The organism is Bradyrhizobium sp. 18BD, from assembly GCF_054185225.1.
On sequence record NZ_JAVAYL010000010.1, the window covers coordinates 45547 to 60880 of the forward strand.

Here is a 15334-nt window from a genome sequence, read left to right on the forward strand (position 1 = left end):
GGTATCTTCCAACCGCGCACGAAAAAGGCGGCCCGCAGGCCGCCTTTTGAGTTTGCCGTCGAAAGCAGCAACTTATGCGAGCGGCACCGCGACGAACCGGGTCGCCTGCGCGTTCTTCACCTGCAGCAGCACGCTGTTCTTGCCCGACGATTTGGCCTGCGCCAGCTCCGCACGGACTTCGCCGACGTTGGAGACGGCCTTGCCGCCGACATTGAGGATGACGTCACCGGTCTGGATGCCGCGCTGTGCCGCGGGCCCCTCCGGATCGACCTCGGTGACGACGACGCCCTTCTGGCCGGCGCCCTGGACATCGCCTGCCGGCGCCAGAGAGAGACCGAGGCGCGGCGTGCCGGCGTTCGACTGTGCCTTGCCGTCGTCGGCCTTGGCCTGCCGCTCGTTCGGCAATTCGCCGAGCGCGAGCGTCACCGTCTTGCTGTCGCCCTTGTGGATTACGTCGAGCTTCACGGACGTGCCCGGCGCCAGCGTCGCAATGGTGCGGGCGAGATCGCGGGAGTCCTTGACCGCAGTGCCGTTGACGGCCGTGATGACGTCACCTGCCGCGATGCCGGCCTTTGCCGCGGGGCTGCCGTCCTGCGGATTGTCGACGATCGCGCCGCGTGCCTCCTTCAGGCCGAGGCTGTCCGCGATTTCAGCCGTCACCGGCTGCACCTGGACGCCGAGCCAGCCGCGGGTCACCGCACCCTTGTCCTTCAACTGCGCGACGACGAGCTTAGCGGTCGAAGCCGGGATGTCGAAGCCGATGCCGACCGAGCCGCCCGAGGGCGAGAAGATCGCCGTGTTCACGCCGATCACGTTGCCGCTCATGTCGAAGGCCGGGCCGCCGGAATTGCCCTTGTTGATGGGGGCGTCGATCTGGATGAAGTCGTCATAGGGGCCGTTGCCGATGTCGCGGCCGCTGGCCGAGACGATACCGGCGGTCACGGTGCCACCGAGGCCGAAGGGATTGCCGACCGCGACCACCCAATCGCCGATCCGCGGCTTCTGGTCGGAGAACTTCACGAACGGAAAGTCCTTCTTGCCGTCGACCTTGATCAGCGCGAGATCGGTCTTCGGATCGGTGCCGACCACCTTCGCGGTGTAGATCGTGCCGTCATCCATCGTCACCTGCACGGATTCGGCGTGATCGACGACGTGGTTGTTGGTCACGGCATAGCCGTCGGCGGAGATGAAGAAGCCCGAGCCTTCACCCGTGATCACCTGGTGGCGCTGGCGCGGCATGCCGTTCATGCCGGGACCGCGGAAGCCGAACTGCCGCGAGAACTGGTCGAACGGCGAATCCTCGTCCTGATCCATCCGGTTCTGTTGCAGCATCGCGCTCTTGTCATTGTCCTGGTCGATCTTGACCCGCACGGAAATGACAGCAGGTTTGACCTTGCTGACGAGGTCGCCGAAGCCCGGCGGCGTCACGGCCGATTCCGCGGCCTGGGCAGGCGCGATGAAGTGGGTCACGCCAAACGGCGAAGTGCCGGGCGAGGCAGCGAGCACGGCCACGCCAAGCGCGGCCACGGTGCCGAGCAGCGCCAGCCGGCGCGGCTTCAGGATCTTACGGGTCGTGGGGTCGGAATTGACGCGATCGTTCATGTCGAAATGTCCATGTTGGTAAGTCGCCTTGCACCCAACATGGCGGTCGTCACCTTACGGCGTCCCGTCCGTCCGATTAAATCTTGGCAAAGGTGCCGGCGGTGCGGCTCAAATCGGGGCTGCTCGTTTGATACAGCTCAACGCGCGCCCTCTGCGCAATGAAAGACTGCCGCCACTGGATGATGTCCACCGGAGACGCGCCATGTACAAAGACATCCTCGTCCACATCCCGACCGAGCGGCCAATGCGTGCCCTGATCGACGGCTCGATCTCGCTCGCCGCCAAGCTCAACGCCCACATCGACGCGGTCGCCGTCGGCTATGTCGCAAGCAGTGCGGCTTACATCATGGAAGGCGGTGCCGCCGTTGCGGCCGTGTTCGAGATGGAGCGCGAGCGCGCGTTGGAGCGGGCAGAGGCCGCGCTCGCGGTGTTCAGGAGCGGGGCGACAAGCGCCGGGATTTCCTGCACCTGCCATCCGCTCGGTGAGATTCCGATTGATGCAGCCGTCTCGCTCGGCGAGATGGCGCGGCTGCACGATCTCAGCATCGTGCTGCAGCCCGATCCGTCACAAGCCTCATTCGACAACGACGTGCCCGGCGAGATCCTGTTTCAGTCGGGCAGCCCGGTGCTGTTCCTGCCCCATACCTTCCGCGGCACCTTCAAGGCCAAGCGGATCGGCCTCTGCTGGGACGGCAGCCGCCTCGCTGCCCGCGCGATGCGCGACGCAGCTCCCTTCCTGGCTCGCGCCGAGGGGATCGTGATTATCACGATCAACGAAGCCGATTCCGTTCCGGAGGAGGTCTCCGCGAGCAATCTGGCAAGACATCTCGGCCGGCGCGGATTGTCGACCCGCACCGTCAGCCTGTCAGCCGCGCGCGCCGACATTCAGCCGACCATCCTGTCGATGGCGGCCGACGAGAACCTCGATGTCCTGGTCATGGGCGGCTACGGTCATTCGCGCTGGCAGGAACGCTTACTCGGCGGCGTCACCCGCGCCATGCTGGAGGCCATGACGGTCCCGACGCTGATGTCGCATTGATCGGGAGATGACCGGTCGCGGACCGGTCACACCCCCCTGTCGTTGGGATTGGCGACCGCGTCCTTGAGCGGAGCCGGCATCGGGAAGTTCAGGTTCACGTTCTTCGGCGGAATCGGCTTCGTGAACCATTTCGCGTAGAGTTCCGCGAACTGGCCACTCTTCATCATGGCGCCCAGCGTCTTGTCGACCAGCGCCTTGAACTCCGGATCGCCCTTGCGGATGATCAGCCCATAGGGCTCGGTGCGCAGACTGTCGTCGATGATCCGCCAATTGTCCGGCGTCTGGCTGCCCGCGATGAGTCCTGCGAGCAGGATGTCGTCCATGACGAAGGCATCGCTGCGGCCGGTCGTGAGCGCGAGGAACGATGCGGCATGGTCCGGCGACAGGACCTGCTTGACCTCGAACTTCTTCTCTAGGCTGCGTGCCAGCAGCAAGGCAATCGAGGTCGAGCCGGCGGTCAGCGCCACCGGTTTGTCCTTCAGATCCTCGAAGGTCTTGATCGGCGCGTCCTTCCGGACCACGGCGCGAATGCTCGACACGAAGATGGTGTTGCTGAACGCGACCACCTTCTGGCGCTCCAGCGTGTTGGTGGCGGGACCGCAGACGATATCGATGGTGCCGTTCTCGATCAGCGGGATCTGCGTGCTGAGCTGGATCGGTTGCAGTCTGGTCTGAAGCGCCGGGAGCTTCAGTTCGTCCTTCACCGCATCGACGATCCGCGCGCACAGGTCCATCGCGAAGCCGACCGGCTTCTGGTTGTCGTCGAGATAGGAGAACGGGACCGAGACGTCGCGATGGCCGAGCCGGATTTCGCCGACATCCTTGATCTTGGCCAGCGTCCCGCCCGACGTTTGAGCCTGCGCAGACGCCGCAACCGCGGCCAAAAATACGAGCGAATACAACATCCTCTTCATGACCCTACTCCCCCAATGGATATTATCTTGAGAGATTTTATACACGGCATTGCATAATCCACAATCTGATTTTATACAATCTGCCTTGGGCCAACCGCGACGGGATGCCGGATGAAATCGGGAGCAGTGGCAAAGCAACGAAGTGGCGGCAGTCACGGCTCGACGCCTGACGCTGTTCGCGAGGCGCTGCGCCGCGCGATCAGCGCGGGCGAGCTGGCGCCCGGCATCCAGCTTCGTCAGGACGAACTCGCCGAGAAGTTCGGGACCAGCCGCATTCCCGTCCGGGAAGCGCTGCGGCAGTTAGAGGCGGAAGGCTTCGTGACGTTCCTGCCCAATCGCGGGGCCGTCGTCTCCGATCTCTCCATCGACGAGGTCGTGGAGCTGCTCGAGATCCGCATCGCACTCGAATGCCACGCCTTACGCCTCGCCATCCCTGCCATGGGCGATATCGATCTCGACGACGCGAAGACGATTCTGCGCTCCTATGACGACGAGCCCGATCCGGAGAAATGGGGCGCGTTCAACTGGCGCTTCCACAAGGCGCTCTACGCGCCCTGCAACAGCCCGCGCCTGCTGACGATGATCGAGGCCAATTACGGCCATGTCAGCCGCTTCACCCGGGCCCTGGTGTCGCGCGCGACCGGCAAGGACCGGCCACAGCGTGAGCACTACCAGATGCTCGAATATTGCCGCGACGGCGAGGTCGAAAAGGCCGTGCGCCTGCTGCGCGAGCACATCGTGCAGACGCAGAAGACGCTGCGATCGGCCCAGCGCCAGGCTTCACGGCAGGCATCACGGCAGGCATCGCCGGACGAGGCGGGCTGATCGGGCAACCGACCATGCCGGGAGCTAAAGGAGACTACGCTTGAAGACGAACGACGTCGAAATTCTGGTCATTGGTGCCGGCATGGCCGGCCTTGCCACGGCCTATTACCTCGCCGTCGAGCACAGGCGCTCGCGCCTGTTGATCGTCGACGAAGGCCAGCCGATGGCGCTGACGTCGGCGCAATCCGGCGAGAACTACCGCAACTGGTGGCCGCATCCGACCATGGCGGCGTTCACCGACCACAGCACCGATCTGATGGAGGACATCGCACGCCGCACCGATAACCGCATCCACATGACGCGGCGCGGCTATCTGCTGGTGACGCGCGACAACCAGCCGGACGAGCTGCTGCGGCAATTGCATGCCGGCTACGGCGCCTCGGCCGCAAAACTGATCCGCCAGCACGAGGGCACCAGCCAGAGCTATTCGCCGCCGCTCTCGGCGGACTGGCAGACCGCGCCCGACGGCGTCGATGTGCTGCGCGGCCGCGACCTGATCCAGCGCTATTATCCGGCCTTCGGAGGTCGCCACCGCGCTTCACATCCGCCGGGCCGGCGACATCAGCGGTCAGCAGCTCGGCCAGTACATGCTGGAGACGATGCGCCCGCTGGGCGCGCAGTTCCAGCAGGCGCGCGTGGTCGGCATCGCCAAGGCCGACCGCTTCACGGTTGACGTCATCGCCGGCGGCGAGCGGCAAAGCATCAAGGCCGATATCATCGTCAATGCGGCGGGCCCGTTTGCAGCGCACATCTCCGCGATGCATGGCGAGAAGCTGCCGATGCACAACGTGCTTCAGCAGAAGATCGCCTTCGTCGACCGCAATCGCGCGGTCGACCGCAAGATGCCCTTCGCGATCGACCTCGACGGCCAGACGCTGGCCTGGTCGCCCGACGAGCGCGAGGCGCTCGCGGCGGCACCGGAACTGGCGCGGTTGCTGGAGCCGATGCCGGGCAGCATCCATTGCCGCCCCGATGGCGGCGACCAGGGTCAGTGGATCAAGCTCGGCTGGGCGTTCAACTCGGAGCCGTCCGAGCCCACCCGCGAGCCGGAACTCAATCCGTACTTTCCGGAAATCGTGCTCCGCGCCGCCAGCCGGCTCCAGCCTGCGCTCGCGCAATATCTCGGCGCCCTGCCGCGCGACCGGATCCATTACGGCGGCTTCTATCCGATGACGAAGGAAAACTGGCCGCTGATCGGCGCGGCCCGGACGCCGGGCGTGTTCCTGACGGCTGCGCTATCGGGTTACGGAACGATGTCGGCCTGTGCGGCCGGCGATCTCTGCGCGCGGGCAGTGGTCGGCGCGCCCCAGCCAACTTTCGCGGACGTTCTCTCACTCGCGCGTTACGAGAACAAGACGCTCATGGACGAACTCGAAAGCGCCGAGAGCCGCGGCCTGCTCTGATCGCCTTTGGGCTAGATGCTCTCACGCCGCGACGGGGGCCTCCCATGCCGCGGCGGCGGCGCCTTTCTCGCGTTGCGCATTGCACGCGTCGAAATGCGCCTTGAGCTCGACTTCCGCCAAATGTTCGAAATGCTCGGCCTGACCGAGGAGTTCCCAGCTCTGCAGCGGCCGGTAGGCCGCCTGCTGGCGACAGAGGGACGCCAGCGCGCGGTAGCGACGTACGTTCTCCATGAGACCCTCCCTCGCATTCACAGGGCTTATTGCCCTGATTTACGTCACGCCGATGGCGGTTATGCAAAACATTTTATGCGCGTACAGCCCAGCTGATCGCGGTTAACTTTTGAGAAATGCGCATGCGAACTTTTGTTCCAATCGCGCCCGTGCCCGTGCGTGGAATCGGAGACCCTAGGCGTAGAGCCGCCGCTCAACGGCGACGCCGACCAGGTCGAGGTAACGCTCGATCAGGTCGGGCCGGCCGATGAGATAGCCCTGCATCTCGTCGCAGGCCTCGCGTTCCAGGAAGGCGCGCTGCGCCTCGGTCTCCACCCCTTCGGCGACGACCGGGATGTTCAGCGCATGCGCAAGACTTAGCACTGCGCGGACGATCTCGGCCGATTGCGGCGATGCGTTCCTGCGTATTGACGCGCTCGGTGACGTCCTCGATCACGCCCACCAGATATTGCGGATCGCCTGCATCATCCGTGGTCTACCGGATCAACGCACTCTCTCCGGCCCGCGTCGACTGGACGGAATTATCCTGCAGTTTTGGAACCCGGCCCGCCTCCGCGGCAGCGCGGATGGCCGCAATGTTCGCGGCATAATCGGCGCTGCTCCTGCCGCGGAACACCGCCGATCCCGCGACCAGCGTGTCGGCGCCCGCCGCGGCAACGGCCGCCGCGTTGTCGCGCGTGACACCGCCATCGACCTCGAGCCGGATCGGCCGCTCGCCGATCATGCTGCGGATGCGCCTGATCTTCTCGAGTTGGGAGTCGAGGAACGACTGCCCGCCGAAGCCGGGATTGACCGTCATGACCAAGATGAGATCAAGACGATCGAGCACATATTCGATCGCACTCTCGGGCGTTGACGGGCACAGGCTGACGCCGGCCTTCTTGCCGAGCGCGCGGATCGCCTGGAGCGAGCGGTCGAGATGCGGGCCGGCTTCGGCATGCACGGTGATGATATCCGCGCCTGCCTTGGCGAAGGCCTCGAGGTAGGGATCAACAGGCGCGATCATCAGATGAACGTCGAAGATCTTCGACGTCACCGGCCGGATCGCCTTGATGATATCGGCGCCGAAGCTGATGTTCGGGACAAAGTGGCCATCCATGACGTCGCAGTGGATCCAGTCGGCACCGGCCGCATCGATGGCCGCGATCTCCTCGCCGAGCCGCGCGAAATCGGCCGCCAGGATCGACGGCGCGATGATGATCTCCTTGGTCATGGCTTTGCACTCCGCGCATCGGCTCCGCCGGTGAAGACACGGCTCGCCAGAATGTCCGCCGGGTCGATCGTCTCGAGGTCGGCGACATCGAGCATGCGGTCGAGATCCGACACCAGCCGATCGGCCTGCCGCAAACGGATGCGATCGACCGCGTTGCGGATCGAGCGCGCATTGGAGAAGAACGGCTGGGTCCGGCGCAGCGCGATGTATTTCTCGAATGCTTCCCGCGCCGCCGCCGAGAACCGGTAGCCGCGCTCTTTCAGCATCAACTCAGCGATCACAAGCAGTTCGGCCTCCGCATAGTCAGGGAATTCGATGTGGTGGGCGATGCGCGAACGGAAGCCGGGATTGGAACCGAAGAACTTCGTCATCCGCTCGCCATAGCCGGCGAGGATCACGACGAGGTCTTCGCGTTGGTTCTCCATCACCTGGAGCAGGATCTCGATCGCCTCCTGACCGTAGTCGCGCTCGTTGTCGGGCCGGTGCAGGTAATAGGCCTCGTCGATGAAGAGCACGCCGCCCATCGCCTTCTTCAGGATCTCCTTCGTCTTCGGCGCGGTGTGGCCGATATATTGCCCGACGAGATCGTCGCGCGTCACCGAGATCACCTGCCCGCGCCGCACGAAACCGAGCCCGTGCAGGATCTTCGCCATGCGCAGCGCCACGGTGGTCTTGCCGGTGCCGGGATTTCCGGTGAACGACATGTGCAGCGTCGGCGGCGCGGCGGCCAGCCCCGCGCGCTGGCGAATGCGCTCGATCAGCAGCAGCGACGCGATCTGGCGCACGCGGTTCTTGACCGGCTTGAGCCCGATCAGCTCCTGCTCGAGCTGTTGCAGCGTATCGGTGATCCCTGCCGCTTCGGCCTCCTTGCGGAGGTCGAAGCTGGTCTCGTTGGGCTCGGCGGTCGTAGCGTGGGGGACATCCAGCATGGCTACCCTCGAAGAAAAGAGCTTCGCCGCGGGGGAGCGGCGAAGCAGTGGTCCGCCAAGGAAACGGAGCAGGGAGTGCTCCGCGCGGAGGAGAACGACTTAGGTCGAGGCGTGCGCGACCTGCCGGCGCACGGTGGTGTAGCGGATGGCGCGGCCGCCGACCTCCTGCCGCACCAGCTCGAACTCGGCCTCCTGCGGCGGGCGGTTGACGATGAACGAGATCCGCACCGATTCCCAACCATGGCTGGAATCGAAGCCGCTGATGCGGATGTAGCGGTCGCCGTACACCCGGCGGCATTCGGCGAGCTCCATCATGACGCCGGCGGCGTCCTGGAGGTCGAACATCGGCAGGCCCCACATCTCCCAATAGGTGTTGCGTGGATGCGGATCGTCGGTGAACTCGATGTTCACCGCCCAGCCGTTGGCGAGGCAGTATTGCACCTGCTTATAGACCTGGTCGTCGGTCAGATCGGGCAGGAACGAGAAGCACCCCTGGGTGAGTTTCATTGTCAAATCTCCTCAGACGGTTTCCAGCGCCGTCGGCACGAAGTCCGGCGTGTCGGTGGATTGATAGTTGAAGGTGACGTCCTTCCAGACGTCGAGCGCCGACTTCAGCGGCGTGCAGGTCTGCGCCGCCTTGGCGAGGATCTCCGGACCCTCGTGGACGTAGTCGCGCCCCTCGTTGCGGGCGAGGATCATCGCTTCCAGCGCCACGCGGTTGGCGATCGCGCCGGCCGCAATGCCCATGGGATGACCGATGGTGCCGCCGCCGAATTGCAGCACGACGTCCTCGCCGAGCAGATCGAGCAGCTGATGCATCTGGCCGGCATGGATGCCGCCGGACGCGACCGGCATCATCTTGTTCAGGCTCGCCCAGGACTGGTCGAAGAAAATGCCGTGCTCGAGCCTGGTCGGATTGAACTCCTCGCGACAGACGTCGTAGTAGCCGCGCGTGGTGTTGGGATCGCCTTCGAGCTTGCCGACCACCGTGCCGGCATGAATGTGATCCACGCCCGCAAGCCGCATCCATTTGGCGATGACGCGGAACGACACGCCGTGGCTCTTCTGCCGCGTATAGGTCGAGTGACCGGCCCGATGCAGATGCAGGATCATGTCATTGCGGCGCGCCCACTTTGCCATGGACTGGATCGCGGTGTAGCCGATCACGAGGTCGATCATGACGATGCACGACCCGAGCTCCTTGGCGAATTCCGCGCGCTCGTACATATCCTCCATCGTCCCCGCGGTGATGTTCAGGTAGGTGCCCTTCACCTCGCCCGAGGCCGCCTGCGCGCGGTTAACCGCCTCCATGCAATAGAGGAAGCGGTCGCGCCAGTGCATGAAGGGCTGCGAGTTGATGTTCTCGTCGTCCTTGGTGAAGTCGAGCCCGCCCTTCAGCGCCTCGTAGACGACGCGACCGTAATTGCGGCCCGAGAGGCCGAGCTTCGGCTTGATCGTCGCGCCCAGTAGCGGCCGGCCGAACTTGTCGAGCCGCTCACGCTCGACCACGATGCCGGTCGCCGGTCCCTGGAACGTCTTCACATAAGCGACCGGGAAGCGCATGTCTTCCAGACGCAGCGCCTTCAGCGGCTTGAAGCCGAACACGTTGCCGATGATGGACGCCGAGAGGTTGGCGATCGAGCCCGGCTCGAACAGGTCGAGGTCGTAGGCGATGTAGGCGAAATAGGAGCCGGGCGTGCCGGGCACCGGATCGACGCGATAGCACTTTGCGCGATACTTCTCGGCGGCGGTCAGGCGGTCGGTCCACACCACCGTCCAGGTCGCGGTCGAGGATTCGCCGGCGACCGCGGCGGAGGCCTCGATCGGATCCACGCCTTCTTGCGGGGTCACGCGGAACAGCGCGATGACATCCGTGTCCTTCGGCGTGTACTCGGGCTCCCAATAGCCCATGCGCTTGTATTCCATGACGCCGGATCGATAGCGCTCTTTGCCCCTGACGGTTCCTGCATGTGCATTCATGGCTCTCTCCTGCTCTTCTCTCTCTGAATGACTAGGCTGCGACCGGCTCGCGGGCGCCGATGCGCGGATCGAGCTCACCGGCACGATAGCGCCGTGCCATCTCGCTCAAGGGAACGACCTTGATCTTGCCGGCATGACCCGCCGTGCCGAACTGCTCGAAACGGTCGCGGCAGAGCTCGCGCATCGCATCCATCGCGGGCTTGAGGAATTTGCGCGGATCGAATTCGGAACGCGTTTGCGCGGCGACCTTGCGGAACACCGCGGTCATGGCGAGCCGACAGTCTGTGTCGATATTGACCTTGCGCACGCCGCTCTTGATGCCGCGGACGATTTCTTCCACCGGCACGCCCCAGGTCTGCGGCATCTCGCCGCCGAACTGGTTGAACATGTCCTGCAGCGGCTGCGGCACCGAGGATGAGCCGTGCATGACGAGATGCGTGTTCGGCAGCCGACGGTGGATCTCCTCAACCACCCGCATCGCCAGGATATCGCCGTCCGGCTTGCGGCTGAACTTGTAGGCGCCGTGCGAGGTGCCCATCGCGATTGCGAGGGCGTCCACCTTGGTGGCGCGGACGAAATCCACGGCCTGGTCGGGATCGGTCAGGAGCTGGTCGTGGCTGACCTTGCCCTCGACGCCGTGACCGTCCTCCTGCTCGCCGCCACCATGCTCGAGCGAGCCGAGCACGCCGAGCTCGCCTTCGACGGAGGCACCCGTCCAATGGGCGAGATCGACGACGCGGCGGGTGATCGCGACATTGTAGTCGTAATCGGCTGCGGTCTTGGCGTCGGCCTTGAGCGAGCCGTCCATCATCACCGAGGTGAAGCCATGGGCGATGGCGGAGGCACAGGTCGCCTCGTCATTGCCGTGGTCCTGATGCATGCAGAGCGGAATGTCCGGATAGGTCCGCTCCAGCGCGTCGATCATGTGCGACAGCATGAGATCGCCGGCATAGCTGCGCGCACCGCGCGAGGCCTGGATGATGACGGGCGCGTCGACCTCGGCCGCCGCCTGCATGATCGCGATGCCCTGCTCCATGTTGTTGATGTTGAACGCCGGCACCGCGTAGCCGTGGCTGGCGGCGTGATCGAGCAGTTGGCGAAGGGTGATACGGGCCACGAAGAGTCCTCCTGTTATGGCTTGCGAACACGGGCGATCGCCCGGCGGCCGGCTTCCGCAATGCTTTGCGGGGTGATGCCGAATTCGCGGTAGAGCACCGGCGCCGGCGCCGAGGCGCCGAAGCCACGCATGCCGACAAATTCGCCGTCGCTGCCGATCCAGCGATGCCAGTCGCCGGCGACGGCCGCCTCGATGCCGACCCGCGGCGCGGTGCCGAGAACGGTCGCGCGATAATCGTCCGGCTGCTTCTCGAACAGCGCGAAGCACGGCGCGGAGACCACGGCGGCGCGGACGTGCTCGGTCGCAAGCAGGCGGGCGGCTTCCAGCGCGATCGAGACTTCCGAACCGGTCGCCATCAATGTCACGTCGCGGCCGCCATCGGGCGAGACGATCAGATAGGCGCCGCGCGCGACGCGGTTTCTGCCGCGTACATCGCTGCGGAACGTCGGCAGCGCCTGCCGCGACAGGCACAGCACGGAGGGACGGTCTTCCGCTTCGAGCGCACAGTCCCAGGCTTCCAGCGTCTCGACCGCGTCTGCGGGGCGGAACACCAGCAAGTCCGGAATGACACGCAGCGCCGCAAGATGCTCGACCGGCTGATGCGTCGGCCCGTCCTCGCCGAGGCCGATGGAGTCGTGCGTCATCACATGGATGACGCGCAGCCGCATCAGGGCCGCAAGGCGGATCGCCGGCCGGCTGTAGTCGGAGAAGGCGAGGAACGTGCCGCCATAGGGAATGAAACCGCCATGCAGCGCGAGTCCGTTCATCGCGGCAGCCATGCCGTGCTCGCGGATGCCGTAATGGATATAGTCGCCGGCGAACGCGCCACTCTTGACGGGAGCCTGCGCCTTCGCGTGCGTCAGGTTCGAATGCGTCAGGTCCGCGGAGCCGCCGACCAGGCCGGGGATCGTCCCGGCGATGCCGTCGAGCACCTGTTGCGAGGCCTGCCGGGTCGCGAGCTTCGGCCGCTCGGTAGCAAAGCGCTCGCGCAATTTCGCCGAGGCCTGGGCATAGGCGGTCGGCAGGGCAACCGGCTTGCCCTCGATAAAGAGCTCGCGCTGCTCAGGCGTCGCATCTTCATAACGGTCGAGCCAGGCGAGACGCTCGACCTGTCCGCGCTGCCCGATCATCCGCCACGCCTTCGCGACGGGAATCGGCACGACGAAGGGCTGATAGTCCCAGCCAAGCGTCCGCCGCGCCGCCGCAGTCTGCTCGGTACCGAGCGGCGCGCCATGCGCCTTCTCGGTGCCCTGCCGGTCCGGCGCGCCGTAGCCGATGATGGTGCGACAGGCGATCAGCGACGGCTTTGCGCTTTCGCGCTCCTCCGCGATCGCCTGCGCAACGGCTTCGGGATCGTGCCCGTCGACGCGGCGCACCGACCAGCCGGAGGCGGCGAAGCGTGCGAGTTGATCGTCCGAGGTCGCAAGTGACGTCGGCCCATCGATGGAGATGCCGTTGTCGTCGAACAGTACGATCAGGCGGCCGAGCTGGAGATGCCCGGCGAGCGAGATCGCCTCCTGGCTGATGCCTTCCATGAGGCAGCCGTCACCTGCGATCACATAGGTGAAGTGATCGACGAGGCCGCTGCCGTGCCGCGCATTGGCCATGCGCTCAGCGAGTGCCATGCCGACGGCAGTAGCGATCCCCTGCCCCAGCGGACCTGTCGTGGTCTCGACACCAGGCGTGTGGCCATATTCAGGATGGCCCGGCGTCTTCGAACCCCATTGCCGGAACGCCTTGATGTCATCGATGCTGACGTCGCCGCCGGTCAGGTGCAGCAGTGCATAGAGCAGCATCGAGCCGTGGCCGGCCGAGAGCACGAAGCGGTCGCGGTCCGGCCAGTTCGGATGCGCGGAGTCGAATTTGAGGAAGCGCGAGAACAGCACGGTCGCGACGTCGGCCATGCCCATGGGCAGGCCGGGATGGCCGGACTGCGAGGTCTCGATGGCATCGACCGCGAGGAAGCGGACGGCATTGGCGAGAGCGCTATGGGCGACCGCCGTGAAATCGGCTTCGGCATGAACCGAGATATTCATCGGATCCTCCTTTTCACTTCAGGCTGCGCTTGCGCTCGATGAGCTGCATGATCAGTGGAGTCAGGATGAGCTGCATGGCGAGATCGAGCTTCGCGCCCGGACACACGATCGAGTTCGCGCGCGACATCCAGCTGTGCGGCAGCATCGAGAGCAGATAGGGAAAGTCGATACCGCGCGGATTCTTGAAGCGGATCACGACCATCGATTCATCAGGCGTCGGGATCCAGCGCGCGATGAACGGATTGGAGGTATCCACCGTCGGCACGCGCTGGAAGTTGATGTCGGTCTCGGTGAATTGCGGGCAGATGTAGTGGATGTAATCCGGCATCCGCCGCAGGATCGTGTCGGTGACGGCCTCGGTCGAATAACCACGCGCGCTGCGATCGCGGTGCAGCTTCTGGATCCATTCGAGATTGATGACGGGCACGACGCCGATCTTGAGGTCGGCATAGCGCGCGACATTCACCTTGTCGGTGACGACGGCGCCGTGCAGGCCCTCGTAGAATAATAGGTCAGAATTCTCCGGCAGCCGTTCCCATTCGGTGAAGGTGCCGGGCGCCGCGCCATGCAGCGCGGATTCTTCCGCGTCGTGCACGTAGTGCCGCGTCGTCGCCGTGCCGGTCTCGCCATAGTCGCGGAACGCCCGCTCGAGCTCCTCGAACAGATTGGTCTCGGGGCTGAAATGGCTGAAATGCTTGTTGCCGCGCTCGGCTTCCGCCGCCATCTGCGTGCGCATCTCCGCACGATCGTAGCGATGGAAGGCGTCGCCTTCGATGTAGACGGCGTTGACCTTCTCGCGGAAGAATATCTGCTCGAAGGTCTTCTTGACCGAGGTGGTGCCGGCGCCGGACGAGCCGGTGATCGAGATGATCGGATGCTTCCTGGACATCGGACGCCTCCCTCAGAGCCGGAAGAAGCCACGCCGCGCGAACAACGGCGCGGAGACGCTGGCAACGAGCAGTGGATCGCAATGCAGTTCCTCGACGCGCCGCACTTCGTTGCTCGAGCCCATGATCAGCGGCACGCGCTGGTGCAGGTTCTGCGCCGCGAGGTCGAGGATGCGTTCGCGCCCGGTTGTGGCCGAGCCGCCGGCCTGCTCGACGATCATCGCCATCGGATGTGCCTCATAGGTGAGGCGCAGACGGCCGTCGCCATAGCCGGGGCGCGCGTCGGAGGGATAGAGGAACACGCCGCCGCGGGTGAGGATGCGGTAGGCTTCCGCGACCAGCGAGCCGATCCAGCGCATGTTGAAATTGTGGTTCGCGGGTCCTTCGACGCCGGCCAGACATTCGTCGATGAAGGCGCGCACCGGCGGATCCCAGTGCCGGCGGTTGGAAGCGTTGATCGCGAACTCCTCGCACGCTTCGGAGATCTGAACGCCGCTGCGCGCGAGGCGGAAGCAGCCGGACCTGCGATCGAGCGTGAAGATGTCGACACCGTCGCCGAGCGTCAGCACCAGCGAGATCTGCGGCCCGTAAGTGACGAACCCGGCCGCGAGCTGTGCCGAGCCACGCTGATGGAAGGCGAGCGCGAGATCATCGGGCGCGGGCAGGATCGAGAAGATCGTGCCGACCGTCATGTTGATGTCGATGTTGGAGGAGCCGTCGAGCGGATCGATCGCGACGCAAATCTTGGCCTCACGGTCGCCGATCTGCGGCTCGCGCATCTCCTCCGACGCCAGCGCCGCGATTGGCAGCTTGCTGAGGCAGCGGCGCAGGATCGCATCGGCCTGGACGTCGAGATCGCGCTGGACGTCGCCGTCGCTGTTCCGCCCGGTGGTCAGGCCGGAGGCGTCGGCGAGATCGCCGGTCGCGATGAGGTCGGCGATCTCGATCGCCGCCGCCGCGATGGCATCGACCGCGGCCGCAACCGCCAGCGCATGCGGCGCCGTCTCGGAATACCGTTGAAGGTGGTCGTCCAGCCTGAGTTGCCCGGTCATCTGCGTCCATCCCCTTGTAGGTGCCGCATCCAGTTCCCTCCTCTCTGGAGGTCGGTGCGGTCAGTCCCAACACGAGGAGATTGACAGGGGCGACTTAATAAGGAAA

16 protein-coding genes are annotated in these 15334 nt (G+C 65.2%); 4 read left to right on the top strand and 12 right to left on the bottom strand.

All coding sequences use genetic code 11. The features are described from left to right. Positions 1–72: 72 nt before the first annotated feature. Positions 73–1602 carry a Do family serine endopeptidase gene (locus RAD16_RS19155; protein ID WP_458159459.1) on the bottom strand — a complete coding sequence of 510 codons (1530 nt, stop codon included), beginning with the start codon at positions 1600–1602 and terminating at the stop codon, positions 73–75. A gap of 202 nt (positions 1603–1804) precedes the next feature. On the opposite strand from RAD16_RS19155, the gene RAD16_RS19160 reads away from it, so the two are divergent. Further along, positions 1805–2641: a universal stress protein gene (locus RAD16_RS19160; RefSeq protein WP_458159460.1), complete on the top strand. Its 837-nt coding sequence runs from the start codon at positions 1805–1807 to the stop codon at positions 2639–2641. A gap of 26 nt (positions 2642–2667) precedes the next feature. On the opposite strand, the gene RAD16_RS19165 is transcribed toward RAD16_RS19160, so the two are convergent. Next, positions 2668–3555: an amino acid ABC transporter substrate-binding protein gene (locus tag RAD16_RS19165; RefSeq protein ID WP_458159461.1), complete on the bottom strand. Its 888-nt coding sequence runs from the start codon at positions 3553–3555 to the stop codon at positions 2668–2670. A 111-nt stretch (positions 3556–3666) separates the two neighbouring features. Between RAD16_RS19165 and RAD16_RS19170 the strand changes: the two genes are divergently transcribed. The 3 genes from RAD16_RS19170 to RAD16_RS19180 are packed head-to-tail and all read left to right on the top strand — an operon-like array spanning position 3667 to position 5783. Then, positions 3667–4380 carry a GntR family transcriptional regulator gene (locus RAD16_RS19170; RefSeq protein ID WP_458159462.1) on the top strand — a complete coding sequence of 238 codons (714 nt, stop codon included), beginning with the start codon at positions 3667–3669 and terminating at the stop codon, positions 4378–4380. Between the two features lie 40 nt (positions 4381–4420). Further along, the gene (locus RAD16_RS19175) at positions 4421–5053 is read left to right on the top strand and encodes an FAD-dependent oxidoreductase (protein WP_458159463.1); all 633 of its coding nucleotides are present in this window, start codon (positions 4421–4423) and stop codon (positions 5051–5053) included. After that, positions 4941–5783: an NAD(P)/FAD-dependent oxidoreductase gene (locus tag RAD16_RS19180; protein ID WP_458159657.1), complete on the top strand. Its 843-nt coding sequence runs from the start codon at positions 4941–4943 to the stop codon at positions 5781–5783. Before RAD16_RS19175 ends, RAD16_RS19180 begins: the two co-directional genes overlap by 113 nt. A 21-nt stretch (positions 5784–5804) precedes the next feature. Here the strand turns inward: RAD16_RS19180 and RAD16_RS19185 are convergent, their stop codons facing one another. The 10 genes from RAD16_RS19185 to RAD16_RS19230 all read right to left on the bottom strand — a co-directional run bounded on the left by RAD16_RS19185 (position 5805) and on the right by RAD16_RS19230 (position 15228). After that, a complete protein-coding gene (locus RAD16_RS19185) occupies positions 5805–6014 on the bottom strand; it encodes a hypothetical protein (RefSeq protein ID WP_458159464.1) in 210 nt (69 codons plus the stop codon). A gap of 174 nt (positions 6015–6188) precedes the next feature. Beyond that, the gene (locus tag RAD16_RS19190; protein ID WP_458159658.1) at positions 6189–6422 is read right to left on the bottom strand and encodes an EAL domain-containing protein; all 234 of its coding nucleotides are present in this window, start codon (positions 6420–6422) and stop codon (positions 6189–6191) included. Positions 6423–6489: 67 nt separating this feature from the next. Continuing rightward, complete coding sequence (rpe, locus tag RAD16_RS19195; RefSeq protein WP_458159465.1) at positions 6490–7227, bottom strand: ribulose-phosphate 3-epimerase; 738 nt, start codon at positions 7225–7227, stop codon at positions 6490–6492. Further along, positions 7224–8156: a CbbX protein gene (gene cbbX / locus RAD16_RS19200; RefSeq protein WP_458159466.1), complete on the bottom strand. Its 933-nt coding sequence runs from the start codon at positions 8154–8156 to the stop codon at positions 7224–7226. Before cbbX ends, rpe begins: the two co-directional genes overlap by 4 nt. A 99-nt stretch (positions 8157–8255) precedes the next feature. After that, a complete protein-coding gene (locus tag RAD16_RS19205; protein ID WP_458159467.1) occupies positions 8256–8663 on the bottom strand; it encodes a ribulose bisphosphate carboxylase small subunit in 408 nt (135 codons plus the stop codon). A 12-nt stretch (positions 8664–8675) separates the two neighbouring features. After that, entirely contained in the window at positions 8676–10136 is a 1461-nt protein-coding gene (locus RAD16_RS19210) for a form I ribulose bisphosphate carboxylase large subunit (RefSeq protein ID WP_458159468.1), read from the bottom strand. A 31-nt stretch (positions 10137–10167) separates the two neighbouring features. Beyond that, entirely contained in the window at positions 10168–11253 is a 1086-nt protein-coding gene (gene fba / locus RAD16_RS19215) for a class II fructose-bisphosphate aldolase (protein WP_458159469.1), read from the bottom strand. Positions 11254–11267: 14 nt separating this feature from the next. After that, a complete protein-coding gene (gene tkt / locus RAD16_RS19220; RefSeq protein WP_458159470.1) occupies positions 11268–13289 on the bottom strand; it encodes a transketolase in 2022 nt (673 codons plus the stop codon). A gap of 13 nt (positions 13290–13302) precedes the next feature. Next, a complete protein-coding gene (locus RAD16_RS19225) occupies positions 13303–14178 on the bottom strand; it encodes a phosphoribulokinase (RefSeq protein WP_458159471.1) in 876 nt (291 codons plus the stop codon). A 12-nt stretch (positions 14179–14190) separates the two neighbouring features. Further along, positions 14191–15228, bottom strand: a complete 1038-nt coding sequence (locus RAD16_RS19230; RefSeq protein ID WP_458159472.1) for a class 1 fructose-bisphosphatase — start codon at positions 15226–15228, stop codon at positions 14191–14193. Positions 15229–15334: the final 106 nt, after the last annotated feature.